The sequence below is a fragment of the Micromonospora profundi genome, assembly GCF_011927785.1.
GTDB classification, from domain to species: Bacteria; Actinomycetota; Actinomycetes; order Mycobacteriales; family Micromonosporaceae; genus Micromonospora; species Micromonospora profundi.
In genome coordinates this window covers 2,206,176-2,223,903 of record NZ_JAATJK010000001.1, presented here as the reverse complement: position 1 = coordinate 2,223,903, position 17,728 = coordinate 2,206,176, and the positions used below count along the sequence as shown (strand labels likewise).

The following is a 17,728-nucleotide window of genomic DNA, read 5'->3' as shown; positions in this document are numbered from 1 at the left end:
TCACGACGACCCTTCCTCGTAGATGACCTCACCGCGCAGCACCAGACGCCGGCACACAGGCAGCGGCGTCGGATCGTCCGGACCCCGCAACTCCGGATCCTCGGCCAGCAACACCGGCAGACCCCGATCCACACCCGCCGGCGTCGACCACACCGCGAACGTCGCCGGCGCCCCCAACGCCAGGACCCCCTCGACGTCCAGGTGCACCGCCCGCCACCCACCACGGGTGTGCGCCGCGAACGCCGACCGCACACCCATCCGCTGCGCCGGATTGTGGTGCGCCGCCGCCGCCCGCACCGACCCCCACGGATCCAGCGGCGTCACCGGCGAATCCGACCCGAACGCCAACGCCACACCCACCGAATGCATCGCACCCATCGGGTTGGACTCCAACGACCGGTCCAACCCCAACCGCGACTCGTACATCCGGCCCGCGCCACCCCACAACCTGTCGAACGCCGGCTGCATGCTCGCCACGACCCCGTACTCCACGAACCCGGCGATCAACCGCTTACTCATGATCTCCGCGTGCTCGATGCGGTGCCGAGCAGCCCGCAGCCGCTCCACACCCACCGCCCGCGCCGCCGCCGCGAAACCGTCGAGAACCGTGCCGATCGCCGCGTCACCGATCGCGTGGAACCCTCCCTGCATGCCATGCGCCGCACAGTCCAGCAGATGATCACGCACCTGCTCCGCCGACAGGTACCCGTGCCCACACCCGTCACCATCGCCGTACGGCTGCGACACGTGCGCCGTCCGCGACCCCAACGCCCCATCGGCGAACAGGTCACCACCAGCGCCCACCGCACCCAACTCCCGGGCCCGCGCCGCGCCACCCAGCTCACCCCAGTACCCGTACACCTCCGGCAACCCATCACCGGAGATGCCCAGCAGACCGGTGAAGTCCTCCTCGTCGGAGATCTCCGGCCCACCGCACTCGTGCACCGCCGCGATACCCAGCGACGCCGCGTGCGCGAGCGCCACCCGCTGCGCGGCCACCCGCTGCGCACGACTCACCGACCCCTGCGCCGCCGCCCGCACCACATGATGCGCGTCGCGCCGCAACCAACCCGACGCGTCGAAGCCGGCCGCGTCGGCCGCCTGCGGGCACGCCGCCAGCAGCGCCGACGACACCAACGCCGAATGGATCGACGCCTGCGACAGATACACCCGCCGACCGTCGGCCGCCCGGTCCAGCGCCGCCGCATCCGGCAACGTCGCGTCCGACCAGCCCGACTCGTCCCAGCCGTGCCCCAACACCACAGCGTCCACCGGCAGCCCCGCCGCGTACGTTGCCACCGCGTCGAGCAACTGCCCCGCCGACCGCACCCCGGACAACTCCAGCCCGGACAGCGTCAACCCGGTGTCGGTGGCATGCACGTGGGCGTCGACGAACGCCGGCGTCACCAGCGCACCATCGAGATCCACCACCCGGTCGGCAGGCGGCGCGTCACCGTCAATGCCCAACCAGGCGATCCGCCCACCGGAGACCAACAGCGCGGTAGCGCTCGGATCAGCGGGACAGTGCAGCACACCGCCGCGGTACAACGTCGAGGGGTTCGTCATGACCTCAGTCTGCCGCCACCCGCGCCGCGAAGAGCCGACGCACCCCCGGCTCGGCACGCAGCAACCCCAACGCCAACTCCGCGTGCCCCGGCACGTAGCCGTTGCCCACAAGCATCGTCACGTCCGCCGCCAACCCCTCGGCGCCCAACGCCGCCGCGGAGAAGCTCGTCGCCATCGAGAAGAAGACCACAGTGCCACCGTCAGCCGTGGACAGCACCGCCCCGTGCTCACAGCCCGGCACGTCCACGCACACCACAGTCACGTCCGCCGGGGCACCCAGCGCCGTCGTCACCGCCGTCGACAACCCCACCGGATCCCGCGCGTCGGCCAACGCCACCACCGACGCAAGATCGGCCGCCACCAGCGCGTCACGCTCCGCCGCGACCGGCACCACCCCGACGGTACGCGCCGCACCCGCACGTCGCGCCGCCGCAAGCGACAGCGACCCGCTCTTGCCCGCCCCGCCGATCACCGCCACCCGCACCGGCGTCGGATCACCTGCACGGCGCCGGTCCTCGACGTAGCGCGCCACCACCCGCGCGGTCAACGCCGGCGCCCCGCACACGTCGAGCACCGCCAGGGACAACTGCGGGTCCTCGTCCTCGGGCAGCACCGCCGCGATGGAACGGGCGAACAGGATCGCCCACCCGTCGCACGGCACCTGCTCGCTGCGCCCGTCCCAGCGGGCCAGCCCGTCGGTCACCACAAGCGGCGTCAACGTGAGCGACACAAGCGTGGCGACCCGCTCCCCCGCCTTGAGCCCCAGCGGGGAACGCCGACCGGCCTCCTCGACAGTGCCGATCAGCATCCCGCCGGAACCGGTCACCGGGTTCTGCATCTTGCCCCGCGTCGAAATGATCTCCAGTACCTCGGCGCGGACGGCGTCCCCGTCGCCACCGTGCTTCTCCGACAACTGCCGGAAGCTCGCCGCGTCCAGGTTGAGTCGCTGCACCCGGATCCGCACCTCGTTCGGGGCGATCGCGGCGGACGTGTCAAGCCGCCAGGCCGCCTGCGGCAGCACCCCCGCTGGCTCCACGACGCGGTGCAGTCCCACCGGTGACGTCACGCCGACCTCCCCTGTCCAGCCGTCCGAAGCCCCGGTCAAGGCTCGCGTAACGGGAAAACTTACGGCAGACTAATTTCTTTGCCGGATATTTTCCAGTAGCCTTCGAGCCTCATGATCAGCCACGAGCACCGAGGAGGGGCCGTGACCCAGACCCAACCGGTCGAGACCATCGCTCAACCACGTCACGCCCCGGTCGCCGTGCCGAGCGCCGGGCAGCCGTACGAATACCGCCGCCAGCCGCTTGTCGAACCCGACTGGACCCGCTTCCCCGGCTGGCGCCACGTCACCCGCGACCAGTGGGAATCCGCCCAGTGGCAGCGCGTCAACTGCGTCAAGAACGTCAAGCAACTACGCGCCGTCCTCGGCGACCTCGTCGACGAGAGCTTCTACGCCGACGTCCAGGCCGACCAGCAGGCACTGGCCACCATGTCGATGCTCGTACCACCCCAAATGATCAACACGATGGTGCCGTTCGCGCCGCCCACCACCGAGGCGCTGCTCGCCGACCCCATCCGCCGCTACATGATCCCGGTCGCCTCCGACCGCCGCACCGACTGGCCGTCACACCCCTACGCCAGCCGTGACTCCCTGCACGAGCACGACATGTGGGTCGCCGAAGGCCTCACCCACCGCTACCCCACAAAGGTCCTCGCCGAACTGCTCTCCACCTGCCCGCAGTACTGCGGGCACTGCACCCGCATGGACCTCGTCGGCAACTCCACCCCCGCCGTCGACAAACTCAAGCTCACCCTCAAGCCCGTCGACCGCTACGACGCCCACATCAGCTACCTCAAGGCCCACCCCGGCGTCCGCGACGTCGTCGTCTCCGGCGGCGACGTGGCAAACGTCCCCTGGCGCAACCTCGAGTCGTACCTGATGCGCCTCCTGGAACTGGAGACGGTCCGCGACATCCGGCTCGCCACCAAGGCCCTCATGGGCCTCCCCCAGCACTGGCTGCAGCCCGACGTCGTCGAAGGGCTGGAGCGGGTGGCCCGTACCGCCGCCCGCCGCGGCGTCAACCTCGCCATCCACACCCACGTCAACCACGCCCAGTCGCTCACCCCTCTGGTCGCCAAGGCCGCACAGACCGCCCTCGACGTCGGCGTACGCGACGTCCGCAACCAGGGCGTCCTCATGCGCGGCGTCAACGCCACCACACCCGAGCTGCTCGACCTCTGCTTCGCGCTCCAGGGCGAGGCCGGGATCCTGCCGTACTACTTCTACATGTGCGACATGATCCCCAACGCCGAACACTGGCGGGTCCCCGTCTGGCACGCTCAGCAACTCCAGCACGACATCATGGGCTACCTGCCCGGCTACGCCACCCCACGCATCGTCTGCGACGTGCCCTTCGTCGGGAAGCGGTGGGTGCACATGCTCACCGACTACGACCGCGACCGCGGCATCTCCTACTGGACCAAGAACTACCGGACCTCCATCGAGTCGGCAGACCTGGAGGCCCTCAACAAGCGCTACGCCTACTACGACCCGATCGACACCCTGCCCGACAGCGGGCAGCAGTGGTGGACCGACCACCGCGACGACTGATCCACCACCCGGAGCGCCTGTTGCGCCGCGAGGGCGCCCGGTGCCGCGGGCCGTCGGCTGTCAGCCGTCGTAGGCATCGGCCGTCGTAGGCGACGGCGACGTAGGTCTGCGGCGAGCGTGATACCTCTGCGTCATCAATATGACTCTGCGGTATCACGCTCGCCCATCAAGCCCGCTGGCCGTGCTTGCCGCAATGGCTGGCATGAACGCATACGGCCTCGGCGGCAAGGTCGACCCGCCGCTGCATCCTCCCTGCTCGGCCAGCAGCCGCCGGACTCTCAGCCGCCGGTCAGGACCTCCGACAGCGTCGCTGGCACCAGGCCCCGCTCGCGCAACCCGGCCAGGATGTGCGGCAACGCCTCGTCGGTCATCGAGGCGTTCGCCTCGGTCACGTGCATGATCACGATCGACCCGGGGCGCGCCTTGTCCAGCACCGCGCGCACCAGTGGCTGCCACGCCTCGGCGAACGGATCACCGCTGACCACGTCCCCGTCGACAACCGTCAGCCCGAGCGGAGCGAGCGCGTCCAGCGCAGCCTTGTCGTGGCACAGGCCCGGAAAGCGGAAGTACCGGGTCTGCCGACCCCCGTACGGCTCGATCACCCGGAACGTCTTCGCCACGTCCTCGGTCATGCCCCTCGCCGGCAACCGGGGAAGGCCGTAGCAGTCCCCCGTGAACGCCAGGTGCCCGTACGTGTGGTTGGCCAGCTCGAACCGCGGATTGCCGGCGATCCGCCGAGTCACCTCCGGATAGCGCTGCACCCACTTGCCGGTCAGGAAGAACGTCGCCGGCACCTGCTCCCGCTCCAGCAGGTCAAGGATGCGCAGGTTGGCGTACGACCGCACCCGGCCGCTGCGCAGACTGTGCAGCATCCCGTCGGTCATGTCCGCGTCGAACGTCAACGCCACCCGGTTGCCGACACGCGGCCCGTGATCGACGACCGGTGGCCTGATCCCCGTCGGCGTCGCACCCGGAACACCAGTCGGCTGCGGGCTCACCGGCGCCGCGACAGCGCCCGACGGCGAAGCCGAAACCGCCGGGATCGAAGCCGCCGGAGCAGGGACCGCCGGCGGCGAAGCGCCCGACGGGGCGACCGAAGCACCGGACGGGCTCACGAAGACCGGCGAGGACGCCCGGGAGGGCGGGGTGCCGCAAGCCGTGACGCCGAGCACGGCACCTGCCGCCAGAACACCTGCCAGAAGCCGGAGCCGAAAGTGGATCACGCAGCGGATCATGACAGACGCGAAAGGGACTCGGTGTCCCCCGCTCAGCCGCCTACACGGAACCGCCTCGCGGCGCGTACATGATGACGGCGACACCGAGCAGACACAGCACCGCACCCGTGACGTCCCACCGGTCCGGGCGGAAACCGTCGACCACCATCGCCCAGCCCAACGAGCCCGCCACGAACACCCCGCCGTACGCGGCCAGGATCCGGCCGAAGTTCGCATCCGGCTGGAACGTCGCCACGAAGCCGTAGCAGCCCAACGCCACCACACCGGCGGCGATCCACCACAGGCCGCGCTGCTCCCGCCAGCCCTGCCAGACCAGCCAGGCGCCACCGATCTCGGCCAGCGCCGCGAGCGCGAACAACACAAGCGAACGAAGCACCGTCACCCGGCGACAGTAGCCGCAGCACCACGGGTCCCCGGGCCGTCGTACGCCCGGGGACCCGTGGACAGCTCAGGTCACTTGGTGAAGGAGTCCTTCGCGTTGCGACCCGCGTCCTTCATGTTCTGACCGGCCTGCTTGGCGCGCGCCTCGCTCTTCTCGCTGGCGCCCTCGCCCCGCATCCGCTCGTTGTCGGTCATGTCGCCAACGCGCTCCTTCGCGGCGCCGGCCATCTGCTCAACCTTGTTACGTGCCTTCTCGGTGAAGCTCATCGCGCCTCCTCGGTCTGGCGACTGTCCCCACCCGCTTGCCCGGTCTCTGGGTGCCGAAACCGGCGGTGCCGGTCGGCACAACCCGTAAGGCATCCTAGGAAGATAGGTGGGATGGTGGAGCCGCATGCCTCCGTCCGCACGGTGGTTAACTGGCCGGATGGGAGAGCTCCTGCTGATCCGGCACGGCGAGACCACCTGGAGTGCCGCCCGCCGGCACACCTCGTACACCGATCTGGAGCTGACCCCCAACGGTGAGCGCCAGGCCCGCACCCTCGCGGCGTTTCTGGCCGGCAGGCGGTTCGCCACGGTGCTGAGCAGCCCTCGCACGCGGGCCCTGCACACCGCGCAGCTGGCAGGGCTCACCGTCGACGGCGTCGACGAGGATCTCGTCGAGTGGAACTACGGCGAGTACGAGGGGCGCACCACCGTCGACATCCACTCCGACCAGCCGCAGTGGAACATCTGGACCGACGGCTGCCCCGGCGGTGAATCACCCGCCCAGGTGGGCGCCCGGCTCGACCGGGTGCTGGCCCGGGCCACGCCGCTGCTGGACCAGGGCACCGTAGCCCTTGTCGGTCACGCGCACAGCCTGCGGGTCCTCGGCGCCCGCTGGGTCGGCCTGCCCCCGTCCGCAGGCGGCCTCCTGCGGCTGGACACCGCCACCGTCAGCGCGCTCGGTCACGAGCACGGACGGCGGGTCATCCTTCGGTGGAACCAGCCGGCTCCGCCGGCACCCGGGACCGCGACCGACTCGGTCCCCCCGCGCTGATCTTCGGCGGCCGGCTCTCGTACGGGGTGGACAACACCACCGTCGTCCGGGTCGTCACGCTCGCCGAGGTGCGGATCTCCTGTAACACCCGCTCCAGGTCAGCCGGGCTGGCCACCCGCACCAGCAGCATGTAGAAGTCCTCCCCCGCCACCGAATAGCACGAGTCGATCTCGGGCAGGTGGGCCAGCCGCTCCGGCGCGTCGTCCGGCTGCGACGGGTCGAACGGCCGGATCGCCACGAACGCCGTCAACGGCAGGTCCAGCGCCTCGAAGGAGACCTTGGCGGCGTACCCCTTGATCACCCCGCGCTGCTCCAGCCGGCGCACCCGCTGGTGCACGGCGGACACCGACAACCCCACCTTCTCGGCCAGGTCGGTGTACGACAGGCGGCCGTCAGCGGTGAGCGCGGCGAGGACAGCGCGGTCGATCTCTTCCACGGCGAGCAACCTACCGGGAAAACGGCCCGACGGCGACGGGCACGGCGAAGCCGCCGCACCCGTCGCAGCCCGCTCAGCCCTTCGCCAGCGACCGGGAAATCACCAACCGCTGGATCTGGTTGGTGCCCTCCACGATCTGCAACACCTTCGCCTCACGCATGTAGCGCTCCACCGGGTGGTCAGCCACGTAGCCGGCACCACCGAGCACCTGCACCGCGTCGGTGGTCACCCGCATCGCCATGTCGGTGGCGAACAGCTTGGCCTTGGCCGCCTCGATCGAGTACGGCCGCCCGGCGTCGCGCAGCCGCGCCGCCGCGAGGGTCAGCGCGCGGGCCGCCGAAATCTGCGTCGCCGCGTCGGCGAGACCGAACCCGAGACCCTGGAAGTCGATGATGGCGCGGCCGAACTGCTGGCGCTCGCGGGCGTAGGAGACCGCGTAGTCGAGCGCGGCCTGGGCCAGCCCGACCGCGCAGGCAGCGATGCCGAGCCTCCCCGAGTCCAACGCGGACATCGCGATCGTGAAGCCCGCGCCCTCGCCCCCGACGAGCCGGTCGGCCGGCACCCGGGCCTGGTCGAAGACGATCTGCGCCACCGGCGAGGACCGCAATCCCATGGTCCGCTCGGCCGCCTGCGGCGCGATGCCCGGCGTCGCGGCGTCGGCGACCACGCAGGAGATCCCTTTTGGACCCGGGCCTCCGGTGCGGCAGAACACGTTGTAGAAGTCGGCGTTCCGGGCGTGGGTGATCCACGCCTTGGTGCCGGAGAGGACGTACGCGTCGCCGTCGCGGACCGCCCGGGTGGTCAGCGCCGCAGCGTCGGAGCCGCCCTGCGGCTCGGAGAGGCAGTACGCCCCGAGCAGTTCACCGCCGAGCATGTCCGGCAGCAGCTTGCGCTGCTCGTCGGTGCCGAACGCGGCCACCGGATAGCAGGACAGGGTGTGCACGCTCACCGCCTCGGCGACCGCGAGCCACCGGCTGGCCAGGATCTCCAGCACCTGGAGGTACACCTCGTAGGGCTGGGCTGCCCCGCCGTACTCCTCGGGGTAGGGCAGGCCGAGCAGGCCGGCCCTACCGATGGTGCGCAGCACGTCGCGGGGGAACTCGGCGCGTTCCTCGAAGCCGGCGGCCTTGGGTGCGAGCTCCCGGTCGGCGAGCTCGGTGGCGAGGTCCAGCAGGTCGTGGGCCTCGTCGGTGGGGAGGATCCGGTCGACAGTCATAAGGCGATGAGCTCCGTGGGGGTGGTATTGAGCCGTTGCACGCCGTCCGTTGTGCAGACGACGATGTCCTCGATGCGGGCGCCGTGTCGGCCCGCGAGGTAGATGCCCGGTTCGATGGAGAATGCCATCCCGGGTTCCAGGGGCCTGTCGTTGCCAGCGACCAGGTAGGGCTCCTCGTGACCGTCCAGCCCGATGCCGTGGCCGGTGCGGTGCAGGAACGCGGGGCCGTAGCCGGCGGCGGCGATCGGTTCCCGGGCCGCGGCGTCGGCCCCCGCGCCGGTGACCCCGGGTCGCACGGCCGCCACCGCCGCGCGTTGGGCGTCGCGCAGCACCGCGTAGTAGTCCAGGAACTCGGCCGGCGCCGGCCCGCCCGCCACGTAGGTGCGGGTGCAGTCGGAGCGGTAGCCCGACGGCATCGTGCCGCCGATGTCGACAACCACCGGTTCGCCGGCGCCGATCGGCCGGTTCGAGGTGCCGTGGTGCGGGCTCGCCCCGTTGGGACCGGCGGCCACGATGACGAAGTCGACGCTGACGTGCCCGGCGGCCCGGATCGCGGCGGCGATGTCGGTGGCCACCTCGGCCTCGGTGCGGCCGGGGCGCAGCCATTCGCCCATCCGCAGGTGCACCTCGTCGATGGCCACGCCGGCCTCGGCGAGCGCCGCGACCTCCGCCGGGGACTTACGGATGCGCAGCTCGCGCAGCACCTCGGAGGCGAGCCGCTGCGCGGCGCCGGGCAGCACCGCGCGCAGTGCGAGAACCTGCTCGGCCCACATCCGGTCGGCCAACCCCACCGATGCCGGCGGGCCGTCGAGGGCTGCCACCACAAGGGGGTACGGGTCGACGCCGTCGGCGTGGTCGACGATGCGCAGGCCGGTGGCCGGTGACGCCTCGGCGGCCGGACGTTCCAGGGTCGGCACGATGAGCGTGGGCTCACCCTCGGCGGGCAGCACCAGGCAGGTGAGCCGCTCCCCCGCGTGTGCGTCGTAGCCGGTCAGATAGCGCAGGTCGGAACCGGGGGTGAGCACCAGCGCGTCCAGACCGGCGGCCGCTGTGGCGCGCTGCGCGGCGATCAACCGGTCGGACGGGTACAGCTCGTCGATTCCCACCTCGTCAGCTTAACGGTCGTTTGGGCATCCCCAGAAGCCGCGCGGGGTCCGCCGTGGGAAATCCACCGGGGTTGATTGACGCCGACAGTTAACACTCTTTAAGATTTGGCTGCCTCGAGGCCATACCCGCGTTTTCGCACCTCCCGCCCGTGACAACCCTGCGCGGGCGGGCGTCGTCCCCCGCCCGGGAAGGCCCCACCGATGCCCTCAACACTGCGCCGCGCGCTCACCGCCGGCCTGCTCGCGCTGGCCACCGCCGGCGCCACCCTCACCCTCGTCCCCACCGCCGCGCAGGCCGCCGTACTGCCCAACAACTTCAAGAGCGTCGGCTACCTGCCCTCGTGGGCCGGCAACGTCAACACCATCCAGTACAACAAACTCACCCACATCAACTACGCCTTCGTGCTGCCCAACAACGACGGCAGCCTGCGCCCTGTGGAGAACCCCAGCAAGCTCTCCTCGCTGGTCTCGCTCGGGCACGCCAACAACGTCAAGGTGTCGATCGCTGTCGGCGGCTGGAACGACGGCAACGACTCGGCCTTCGAAGCCCTCGCCGCCAACGCAGGTACCCGGACCGCCTTCGTCAACAACCTCGTCAACTTCGTCAACCAGTACAACCTCGACGGTGTCGACATGGACTGGGAATACCCGGACCCGGGGACCTCGGCCAACAACTACACCCAGCTCATGACCCAGCTCGGCAGCGCACTGCACAGCAGGGGCAAGCTCCTCACCGCCGCCGTGGTCTCCGAGGGCACCTACGTGCAGGGCGTACCCACCGCCGTCTTCGCCCAGGTCGACTGGCTCAACATCATGGCGTACGACGGCGGCAGCCCACACGCCAACTACGACTGGTCGATCGCCAGCATCAACCTGTGGAAGTCGCGCGGCCTGCCCGCCAGCAAGGCAGTGCTCGGCATCCCGTTCTACAGCCGCCCCGGCTACTACACGTACTCGGCGCTTGTCGGCATGGACCCGGCCAACGCCAACCGGGACTGCGCCACCGTCAGCGGCGTGCAGCAGTGCTACAACGGCATCCCGACGGTCAAGCGCAAGACCCAGTGGGCGCTCGCCAACGCCGGCGGCGTCATGAACTGGGAACTGTCGCAGGACACCACGGGCTCGACCTCGCTTGTCAGCGCCATGTACGACACCATCATGGGCGGCACCACCCCGCCGCCGAGCGGGCGTACCGGCCGGATCACCGGGATCGGCGGCAAGTGCGTCGACGTGGCCTCCGCGAGCACCGCCAACGGAACCGCAGTGCAGCTGTGGGCCTGCAACGGCACCAACGCGCAGACCTGGACGGTGGCCGGTGACAGCACCCTGCGGGCGCTCGGCAAGTGCGCCGACATCACCAGCGGCTCCACCGCCAACGGCGCGAAGATCCAGCTCTGGGACTGCAACGGCACCGGAGCCCAGGTCTGGCAGGCGCAGTCCGACGGCACGCTGCGCAACCCGCAGTCCAACAAGTGCCTGGACGCCAGCGACAACAGCTCCGCCGACGGCACCCGGTTGCAGATCTGGGACTGCTTCGCCGGCGCCAACCAGCGCTGGGCGCTTCCCGCCTGACGGCACGGTCCGTGAGATCCCCGGCCGACGCGCCCCGCGCCGGCCGGGGATCCTCGCGCTCACGCTCATCGCCGGCCGGGGATCCTCGCGCTCACGCTCATCGCCGGCGCGCTGGCCGACGGACGCTCTGGTTTTCCCGGTCGGACGGCCCCGGCGGTCATAGCCTGGGGTCAGGAACCCGCACGGGCTCCCGACCGGGAGGAGCGACGTGGCAGCGAACCAGGCGAACCGGGCGGCCACACGCCGTCGCCGTCAGCTGTGGGCCGGCGTCCTCGCGCTCGTCGGTCTGGTGCTGCTGGTCATCGGGCTCACCGTGGCCGACGGTGTCGCGGCCTGGATCGAGGTGCTTGTCGCCGTCGTGCTGCTGGTGACCAGCTATGTCGTGCAGCACCTGGCCCGGCGGGCGACCGTCTACGGGCACGACGAGCAACGCTGACGCCGCCGTCGGCAGGGCGTACCCGAGATCGTCGGAGGGCTGTGCCAGGCTGTCCGGCGTGGCACATCGACCCCCGATCCTGCTGATCGACGCAGCCAGCCTCTACTTCCGGGCCTACTTCGGCATTCCGGAGTCCGCAGCCCGCACCGAGGACGGCACTCCCGTCAACGCGGTACGTGGCTTCCTCGACATGCTCGCCACCCTCATCCGTGGACGCGGCGCCGACCGGATGGTCTGCGCCCTCGACTACGACTGGCGGCCGGCGTGGCGGGTCGAGCTGCTGCCGTCGTACAAGGCGCACCGGGTTGCCCCGCAGGGCGGCGAGGTCGTTCCGGACACGCTCTCCCCGCAGGTGCCGATGATCCTGGAGGTGCTGGCCGCGATCGGCATCACCGCCGTCGGGGCGACCGGCTACGAGGCCGACGACGTGCTCGGCACGCTGTCGGTGACCCAGCCGGGCCCGGTCGAGGTCGTCTCCGGCGACCGGGACCTCTTCCAGCTCATCGACGACAGCCGACCGGTCCGGCTGCTCTACGTCGGGCGCGGCGTGGCCAAGCTCGACGACTGTGACGACGCAGCGGTGCGCGCCCGCTACGGCGTGCCGGCCGACAGGTACGCCGACTTCGCGGCGCTGCGCGGCGACCCCAGCGACGGCCTGCCCGGCGTGCCCGGTGTCGGCGAGAAGACCGCCGCCCGGCTCATCGAGCGGTACGGCAGCATCGCCGGCATCCTTGCCGCGCTCGACGACTCCGACTCGTCCTTCGCGCCGGGCCTGCGCACCAAGCTCGCCGCCGCCCGTGACTACCTGGCGGTCGCCCCGACTGTGGTCCAGGTGGCCCTGGACGTGCCGCTGCCGGAGCTGCCCACCGCCCTGCCGACTTCTCCCGCCGACCCGGACCGGCTCCTCGAACTGGCCGCCCAGTGGAACCTGGCCGGCTCGACCCGCCGCCTCGTGGACGCCCTGGCCGACCACTGACTCCGGCCGACGCTGGCCGGGCCGGCGTCAGCCGCGTAGTTCGGCCGTGCGGGCGGCCATCACCCTCATGGCGTACCGCTGCATGCCGGGGCCGAAGGTGATGCGCGGAAGGCGGAGGCTGTCATCGGTCGCGTCTCCCGACGGATGCGCAGGGGGTGCTGGGACGGGCGGAAGCTATTTGACCTTGCGGGTCGACCGGACCACGATGCCCTCGTACTCCGGGTGCTTGCGCAGCCACTCGGCGAGGAACGGGCAGATCGGCACGACCATGCGCCTCTTGGCCTGGGCGTCGTCCATCACCGCGCGGGCCAGCGTCGACCCGACGCCTCTGCCCTCGTACGCCGGATCGGTCTCGGTGTGGGTGTAGACGATGATGCTGCCGGTCAGTTGGTAGGTGACGAATCCAGCGACAGCGCCCGCCTCGTCGCGCGCCTCGAACCGCTCCCGCGTCGGCGCCTCTGTCACTGTGAACTGCACCGGACCATCCAATCACAGCCGGCTCTGCTCGATTCCGGCACGACGCACGGGCGGGCCCACCCCCAGTTGAGGGTGGGCCCGCCCGTGCGTGGTCCTCAGTGCCGTCGGCGGCCGTACATGCCGGCGACGATTGCCACACCGATCGCCGCGAACACGATCTGGATGAACAGTTCGATCCAGTCGACGCCGGCGGTGTCGTCGACGCCGAACACACCGGCAACGAGGGTGCCGAGGATCGCGGCCAGTACGCCGATGGCAAGGGTGAGCCAGATCGGGATGTTCTGCTTGCCCGGCACCACCAGCCGGCCGAGGGCCCCGATGATCAGACCGATGATGATGGCGGTGAAGAAGCCCGTAACCTCCACGGGAACCGTCCTTCCTCAGTGTCGTGAAGCTGAAATTTTTCGTCGGCGACGCTTTCGTGCCCCCGATGGTGCGCCACCGAAACCGGAGATCGGCTCGTCAGCCGATTTGTCACGCGACTGTCATGAAACGTATGACTGCGCCCCACGGCCGGCGGTCGCGGTCACTGCGGCACGATGAGCGGGGCGAAGTCGGTGCGGGTGAGGGGCCGTTCGGTGAGCGAGCCGTCGGCGCGCGGCACGCCGAGGGGCTTGCCGTCGCGCAGGAACGTGACGGTGGCGACGTCGTCGCGGCTGGTCAGGGTGCAGACGATCTGGCCGAAGGCGAGGACCTCGTCGCTGCGGCCCACATCGTGGCCGGGTTCGTCGACAACGACGCGGGCCTCGGCGTCGGTGACCGTCGCCCCGGCGGCGGTCACCGCACCCGCGAGCGCGCTCGTCAACCCGTCGTCCCGCTCGGTCGTGGTGGGCCCGGCGAGCAGATGCCGCAGATGCTCCTCGACAGTCGGCGGACGTTCCACGCGCCGGAGCACGGGGACGATGCGGTTGTCACGCAGCAGACAGAGGATCTCCGCGGCGCTGCCGGCCGGGACCGTGGCATCCGTGGAAGCCACTGTCGGAAACGGCCCGCGTGGGGGCGTCACCGGCCGGGCCGTGTCGTCGGTGGGGATGCCACAGCCGGCGAGCAGCGCGGCGAGCGTCACCGCGACGACCAGACGACGGCCCGTCATGGCAGGCTCTCCGCGAGGGTGACCCGGAAGCGGGCGCCGCCGCCGGGCCGGTCGCCGAGGGTGACGTCGCCGGCGTGCGCGGCGGCGTGCTGGGCGACGAGCGCGAGCCCGAGACCGGTGCCGTCGCCGGTGCCACGGGTGTTCGCGGCGCGGCCCCGCACGAACCGGTCGAAGATCGCCTCACGGTCCTCGACCGGCACGCCCGGGCCCTCGTCGTCGACCTCGATGACACCTGCGCTGCCGTCGCGGCCCAACCGGACGGCCACCGGGCCGCCGCCGTAGGTTGCCGCGTTGCCGAGCAGGTTCGCGAGGATCTGGGCTACCCGCCGCCGCTCCACCTGCCAGGTCGCCGGCACGCCCGGACCGAGGTGGACCATGCTCGCGGGCAGGTCCAGGGCGTGACAGGCGTCCCGGGCCAGCGCCACCACGTCCACCGGGGCCCGACGGGCGGGGTGGTCACTGCGGGCCAGGTCGATCAGGTCGTTGACGAGCCGCTGGAAGCGGTCGATCTCGTCGGCGACGAGACCGGCGGCCGTCGCCGTACGTTCGTCCTGGTGTTCGCGGCGGCGGGCCAGGACGCTGGCCGCCGCGGCGAGGGTCTGCAACGGGGACCGCAGTTCGTGGCTGACGTCTGCGGCGAAGCGGCGGTCCCGTTCGATGCGCTGCGCGAGCCTGTCGACCATCTGGTTGAACGACGACGACAGGCGGGTCAGGTCGGGGTCGGTGGTCGGGTCGAGGCGGGCGGTGAAGTCACCGGCGGCGATCTTCTCGGCGGCGTCGGCGACCGCCGTCAGTGGACGCAGCCCGTGCCGGGTGGCGTACCAGCCGAGCGCGGCACCGGAGCCCGCCACCATGATCGCCACGGTGGTCAGCGCCAACGCCAGGACCTGGAACGTCTGCTCCAGCTCACGCAGGGAGTTGACCTCGAAATACATCGACGTGTCAGACAGCGGCACCCCGACCACCAGGGCGGGCTGGCCGTCGAGGCGTACCCGCTGCAACGCCGGCTCCCCGGCGGCCACGAGCCGTCGCAGGTCGACAGGGATGGACGTGGTGGTGCCCGAGTCGACGGTACGGGCGTACCACTCGCCGTCCAGGTGCAGCACGGGCCGGCGGCCCCCGCCGGTGTCCAGCGAGCGCAGCACCTCCACCACGTCCGGGGTGTCCGTGTCGAGGCCGGCGCGCACGATGGCGGCGTCGAAGTAGGCGGCGCGCAGGGCCGTACGCTCGCGTTCCTCAAGCAGGGAGCGGCTGACCAGCTCGTACGAGACGAGGGCCATCGACGCGGCCAGCAGGAGCGCACCGACGGCGAACGCGGCGGTGACCCGGGTACGGAGTCCGAGGCGGTGTCTCATCGCTGCAGCTTGTAGCCCATACCCCGCAGGGTGACCAGGTGGCGGGGCGTGGCCGGATCCCGTTCGATCTTCTGCCGCAGCCTGCCCACGTGCACGTCGACAAGCCGCTCGTCGCCCAGGTCGTAGCCCCAGACCCGTTGCAGCAACTGCTGCCGGGACAGCACGCGACCGGCGTGCTCGGCCAGCTCGCAGAGCAGCCGGAACTCGGTGCGGGTGACCGGCACGGGCTGGCCGGCCCGCCGGACCTCCCCCGCGTCTGGGCTGATCTCCAGGTCGCCGAAGGCTAACACGGGCACCGGCGCAGGCCCCGGACCGGCGACGCCCGCGCGGGCGCGGCGACGCAGGGCGCGCAGCCGGGCGGTCAACTCCTTGATCGCCACGGGCTTGACCACGTAGTCGTCGGCGCCGGCTTCGAGCGCGGCCACGATGTCGTGGGTCTCGTCGCGGGCGCTGACCACCACGATCGGGACGTCGTCGTCGCGGCGCAACTGCCGGATGCACTCGAAACCGTCAAGGCCCGGCAGCATCAGGTCGACAAGCACGTAGTCGGCCGGGTCACGGCGCTGGGCGCGCAGGCCCTCCTCGGCGGTGGCCGCGCCGACGGCGTCGTACCCCTCGTCCTCCAATGCGAGCAGCAGCGCCAGCCGGATGCGGTCGTCGTCCTCGATCACCAGTACGGCCGTCATACAGGGAATCATCCCCAGGCCGCACGCCGCGCGGCCAACCGCGCCCGCCGGTTGGTGGATTTGTCACGCAACTGTCATGGATCCGCGCGGTGACCGCCAAGCCGGCCCGGCACGGTCGTTGGCGTACAGGGCCGCGAGCGAAGGGGTACGCCATGACGGAGTCACCGGCACCGACGTCGTGGACGCTGCCGATGGTCGAGGTGTGCATCGACACGTTCGACCTGGCCGGTCTGCCGGAGACCGGGGTCGTGTTCGACAGGCTGCTGGCGCTGCGTCCCGGCCGCGTCGTGGTGGACCTGTCACGGTGCCGGCACATCGACGCCGCCGCCATCGGGCTGCTGCTCGACGTCCACCGGCGGCTGGTACGGGCCGACGGGGTCCTCACCATCCGTAACCCGAACCCCCGCATCCGGCGCATCCTGCACACCGCCCGGCTGGAGCAGGTTCTGCCGATCGTCATCGACGCCGAGGACGGCCAGCCCGAAGCCGCCCCGCCATCGCCGATCGCGCAGGGCCGGGCGCCCGTGACCACCCGGCACTGACGCCGGCAGCGACAGGAGAGGCAGCATGAGTGTCAGCGGGTTGGTCAGCGCCGTCGTCGTCGGCGTGGTCGCGGGGGCTCTCGGCCGGCGTGTCGTTCCCGGCCCGCACAGCGTTCCGCTGTGGGTCGCCCTGACCGTCGGCGTCGTCGCCGCGCTGATCGGGTCCACCGCCGCGCGCCTGGCCGGTGTCACCGCCCAGGGGTTCGGTTTCCTGGAGTTCCTCCTGCAGATCGGCGTCGCCGGTGTCGGCGTCGTTCTCGTCGTGGTGACCACGGGACGAGCCACCTCAGAGACGCCAGAACCGTGACGCACGGGATCCGCACCACCGATTTGAGCCCGCACCGAGGTCGTCCGCGGCCGGGCACGGACGTAGGAAGGACAGCGCCATGACCGTCGTCCCCGACGACGACCTGATGACCCTGATCTGCGACATCTGCGGTGACTCCCTCCGGGCCACCGCGTGCGTGCTGCCCGACGCGGAGGTCGTCTGGACGCTGGTGTCCGAACACGGCTGGAGTGGATCGCCGTTCGCCACCGGCCCCCATCGCTGCCCGCACTGCAGCCTGCGGCCGACCTCGCAGGGCGCAACGGTCTCGTGCAGCGACCACGGACCCGGCGGCATCCTCGCCATCGACCACCTCGACGACGTGACGGTCGTCGCGGCCACCGGCGACATCGACCTCGAAGCCGGTGACACACTGCGCTCCGCCCTGCGGCACGCCGCCGAGATGGGTGGGCACGTCGTTGTCGACCTGAGCCACGTGCACCTCATCGACTCCACCGGACTGGGCCTGCTCGTGCGCGCCCACCAGGACGCCCGCGGCCGTGGCGCCACGCTCAGCCTCGCCGCGCCGTCGCGGTTCATCCGCACCGTCCTGCACACCATGCGCCTGGACGGGACGTTCCCGATCTTCGAGAGCCGCGCCGACGCGCTCGCCCACCTGTCGCAGGACGCGTCCGTGTCGGGCACCCGCGTCTGATCACGGCCGATCCACCAGCAA

At 71.2% G+C, this 17,728-nt stretch carries 21 protein-coding genes; 8 read left to right on the top strand and 13 right to left on the bottom strand.

The annotated features are described in order from the left end of the window. Both F4558_RS09745 and kdd read right to left on the bottom strand, forming a co-directional pair. Positions 1–1,566 (bottom strand): amidohydrolase, encoded by a 1,566-nt coding sequence (locus F4558_RS09745; protein ID WP_053661234.1) that lies wholly within the window; start codon positions 1,564–1,566, stop codon positions 1–3. Positions 1,567–1,570: 4 nt separating this feature from the next. Beyond that, positions 1,571–2,632, bottom strand: a complete 1,062-nt coding sequence (kdd, locus tag F4558_RS09740; RefSeq protein ID WP_167943828.1) for an L-erythro-3,5-diaminohexanoate dehydrogenase — start codon at positions 2,630–2,632, stop codon at positions 1,571–1,573. A gap of 141 nt (positions 2,633–2,773) precedes the next feature. Between kdd and F4558_RS09735 the strand changes: the two genes are divergently transcribed. Continuing rightward, positions 2,774–4,180 (top strand): KamA family radical SAM protein, encoded by a 1,407-nt coding sequence (locus F4558_RS09735; protein WP_053661237.1) that lies wholly within the window; start codon positions 2,774–2,776, stop codon positions 4,178–4,180. A gap of 278 nt (positions 4,181–4,458) precedes the next feature. Here the strand turns inward: F4558_RS09735 and F4558_RS31915 are convergent, their stop codons facing one another. The 3 genes from F4558_RS31915 to F4558_RS09720 form a co-directional block, all read right to left on the bottom strand. Continuing rightward, positions 4,459–5,088, bottom strand: a complete 630-nt coding sequence (locus F4558_RS31915) for a polysaccharide deacetylase family protein (protein WP_312877300.1) — start codon at positions 5,086–5,088, stop codon at positions 4,459–4,461. A gap of 367 nt (positions 5,089–5,455) precedes the next feature. Continuing rightward, positions 5,456–5,797 (bottom strand): YnfA family protein, encoded by a 342-nt coding sequence (locus tag F4558_RS09725; protein WP_167943827.1) that lies wholly within the window; start codon positions 5,795–5,797, stop codon positions 5,456–5,458. A gap of 71 nt (positions 5,798–5,868) precedes the next feature. Then, complete coding sequence (locus F4558_RS09720; protein ID WP_053661241.1) at positions 5,869–6,063, bottom strand: CsbD family protein; 195 nt, start codon at positions 6,061–6,063, stop codon at positions 5,869–5,871. Positions 6,064–6,220: 157 nt separating this feature from the next. Here F4558_RS09720 and F4558_RS09715 point away from each other — a divergent pair, with 157 nt between their 5' ends. Continuing rightward, positions 6,221–6,832 (top strand): histidine phosphatase family protein, encoded by a 612-nt coding sequence (locus tag F4558_RS09715; protein WP_167943826.1) that lies wholly within the window; start codon positions 6,221–6,223, stop codon positions 6,830–6,832. Here the strand turns inward: F4558_RS09715 and F4558_RS09710 are convergent. The 3 genes from F4558_RS09710 to F4558_RS09700 form a co-directional block, all read right to left on the bottom strand. Next, positions 6,762–7,268 (bottom strand): Lrp/AsnC family transcriptional regulator, encoded by a 507-nt coding sequence (locus F4558_RS09710; RefSeq protein ID WP_167943825.1) that lies wholly within the window; start codon positions 7,266–7,268, stop codon positions 6,762–6,764. The two genes, F4558_RS09715 and F4558_RS09710, sit on opposite strands and share 71 nt — an antisense overlap. A 73-nt stretch (positions 7,269–7,341) precedes the next feature. Further along, positions 7,342–8,484 (bottom strand): acyl-CoA dehydrogenase family protein, encoded by a 1,143-nt coding sequence (locus F4558_RS09705; protein ID WP_053661248.1) that lies wholly within the window; start codon positions 8,482–8,484, stop codon positions 7,342–7,344. Next, the gene (locus F4558_RS09700) at positions 8,481–9,590 is read right to left on the bottom strand and encodes a M24 family metallopeptidase (protein ID WP_053661250.1); all 1,110 of its coding nucleotides are present in this window, start codon (positions 9,588–9,590) and stop codon (positions 8,481–8,483) included. Before F4558_RS09700 ends, F4558_RS09705 begins: the two co-directional genes overlap by 4 nt. 201 nt (positions 9,591–9,791) lie before the next feature. Here F4558_RS09700 and F4558_RS09695 point away from each other — a divergent pair, with 201 nt between their 5' ends. The 3 genes from F4558_RS09695 (at position 9,792) to F4558_RS09685 (ending at position 12,574) form a co-directional block, all read left to right on the top strand. Beyond that, positions 9,792–11,162 (top strand): glycosyl hydrolase family 18 protein, encoded by a 1,371-nt coding sequence (locus F4558_RS09695; protein WP_167943824.1) that lies wholly within the window; start codon positions 9,792–9,794, stop codon positions 11,160–11,162. A gap of 208 nt (positions 11,163–11,370) precedes the next feature. Then, positions 11,371–11,598: a hypothetical protein gene (locus F4558_RS09690; RefSeq protein ID WP_053661254.1), complete on the top strand. Its 228-nt coding sequence runs from the start codon at positions 11,371–11,373 to the stop codon at positions 11,596–11,598. Positions 11,599–11,656: 58 nt separating this feature from the next. Next, positions 11,657–12,574: a 5'-3' exonuclease gene (locus tag F4558_RS09685; RefSeq protein ID WP_167943823.1), complete on the top strand. Its 918-nt coding sequence runs from the start codon at positions 11,657–11,659 to the stop codon at positions 12,572–12,574. A 174-nt stretch (positions 12,575–12,748) separates the two neighbouring features. Here F4558_RS09685 and F4558_RS09680 read toward each other — a convergent pair whose 3' ends face one another. The 5 genes from F4558_RS09680 to F4558_RS09660 all read right to left on the bottom strand — a co-directional run bounded on the left by F4558_RS09680 (position 12,749) and on the right by F4558_RS09660 (position 16,185). Continuing rightward, positions 12,749–13,051 (bottom strand): GNAT family N-acetyltransferase, encoded by a 303-nt coding sequence (locus tag F4558_RS09680; protein ID WP_053661259.1) that lies wholly within the window; start codon positions 13,049–13,051, stop codon positions 12,749–12,751. Positions 13,052–13,146: 95 nt separating this feature from the next. Beyond that, positions 13,147–13,416 (bottom strand): GlsB/YeaQ/YmgE family stress response membrane protein, encoded by a 270-nt coding sequence (locus tag F4558_RS09675; protein WP_053661261.1) that lies wholly within the window; start codon positions 13,414–13,416, stop codon positions 13,147–13,149. Between the two features lie 161 nt (positions 13,417–13,577). After that, entirely contained in the window at positions 13,578–14,144 is a 567-nt protein-coding gene (locus F4558_RS09670; RefSeq protein ID WP_053661263.1) for a GerMN domain-containing protein, read from the bottom strand. Further along, positions 14,141–15,499, bottom strand: a complete 1,359-nt coding sequence (locus tag F4558_RS09665) for a sensor histidine kinase (protein WP_053661265.1) — start codon at positions 15,497–15,499, stop codon at positions 14,141–14,143. The genes F4558_RS09670 and F4558_RS09665 overlap by 4 nt, the downstream gene beginning before the upstream one ends. Further along, positions 15,496–16,185, bottom strand: a complete 690-nt coding sequence (locus tag F4558_RS09660) for a response regulator transcription factor (protein ID WP_167943822.1) — start codon at positions 16,183–16,185, stop codon at positions 15,496–15,498. Before F4558_RS09660 ends, F4558_RS09665 begins: the two co-directional genes overlap by 4 nt. 152 nt (positions 16,186–16,337) lie before the next feature. Between F4558_RS09660 and F4558_RS09655 the strand changes: the two genes are divergently transcribed. The 3 genes from F4558_RS09655 (at position 16,338) to F4558_RS09645 (ending at position 17,707) form a co-directional block, all read left to right on the top strand. Then, entirely contained in the window at positions 16,338–16,727 is a 390-nt protein-coding gene (locus tag F4558_RS09655) for an STAS domain-containing protein (protein WP_157553092.1), read from the top strand. Positions 16,728–16,752: 25 nt separating this feature from the next. Next, positions 16,753–17,034, top strand: a complete 282-nt coding sequence (locus F4558_RS09650; protein ID WP_053661269.1) for a hypothetical protein — start codon at positions 16,753–16,755, stop codon at positions 17,032–17,034. Between the two features lie 79 nt (positions 17,035–17,113). Then, the gene (locus tag F4558_RS09645) at positions 17,114–17,707 is read left to right on the top strand and encodes an STAS domain-containing protein (RefSeq protein ID WP_053661270.1); all 594 of its coding nucleotides are present in this window, start codon (positions 17,114–17,116) and stop codon (positions 17,705–17,707) included. The last annotated feature ends 21 nt before the right edge of the window (positions 17,708–17,728 follow it).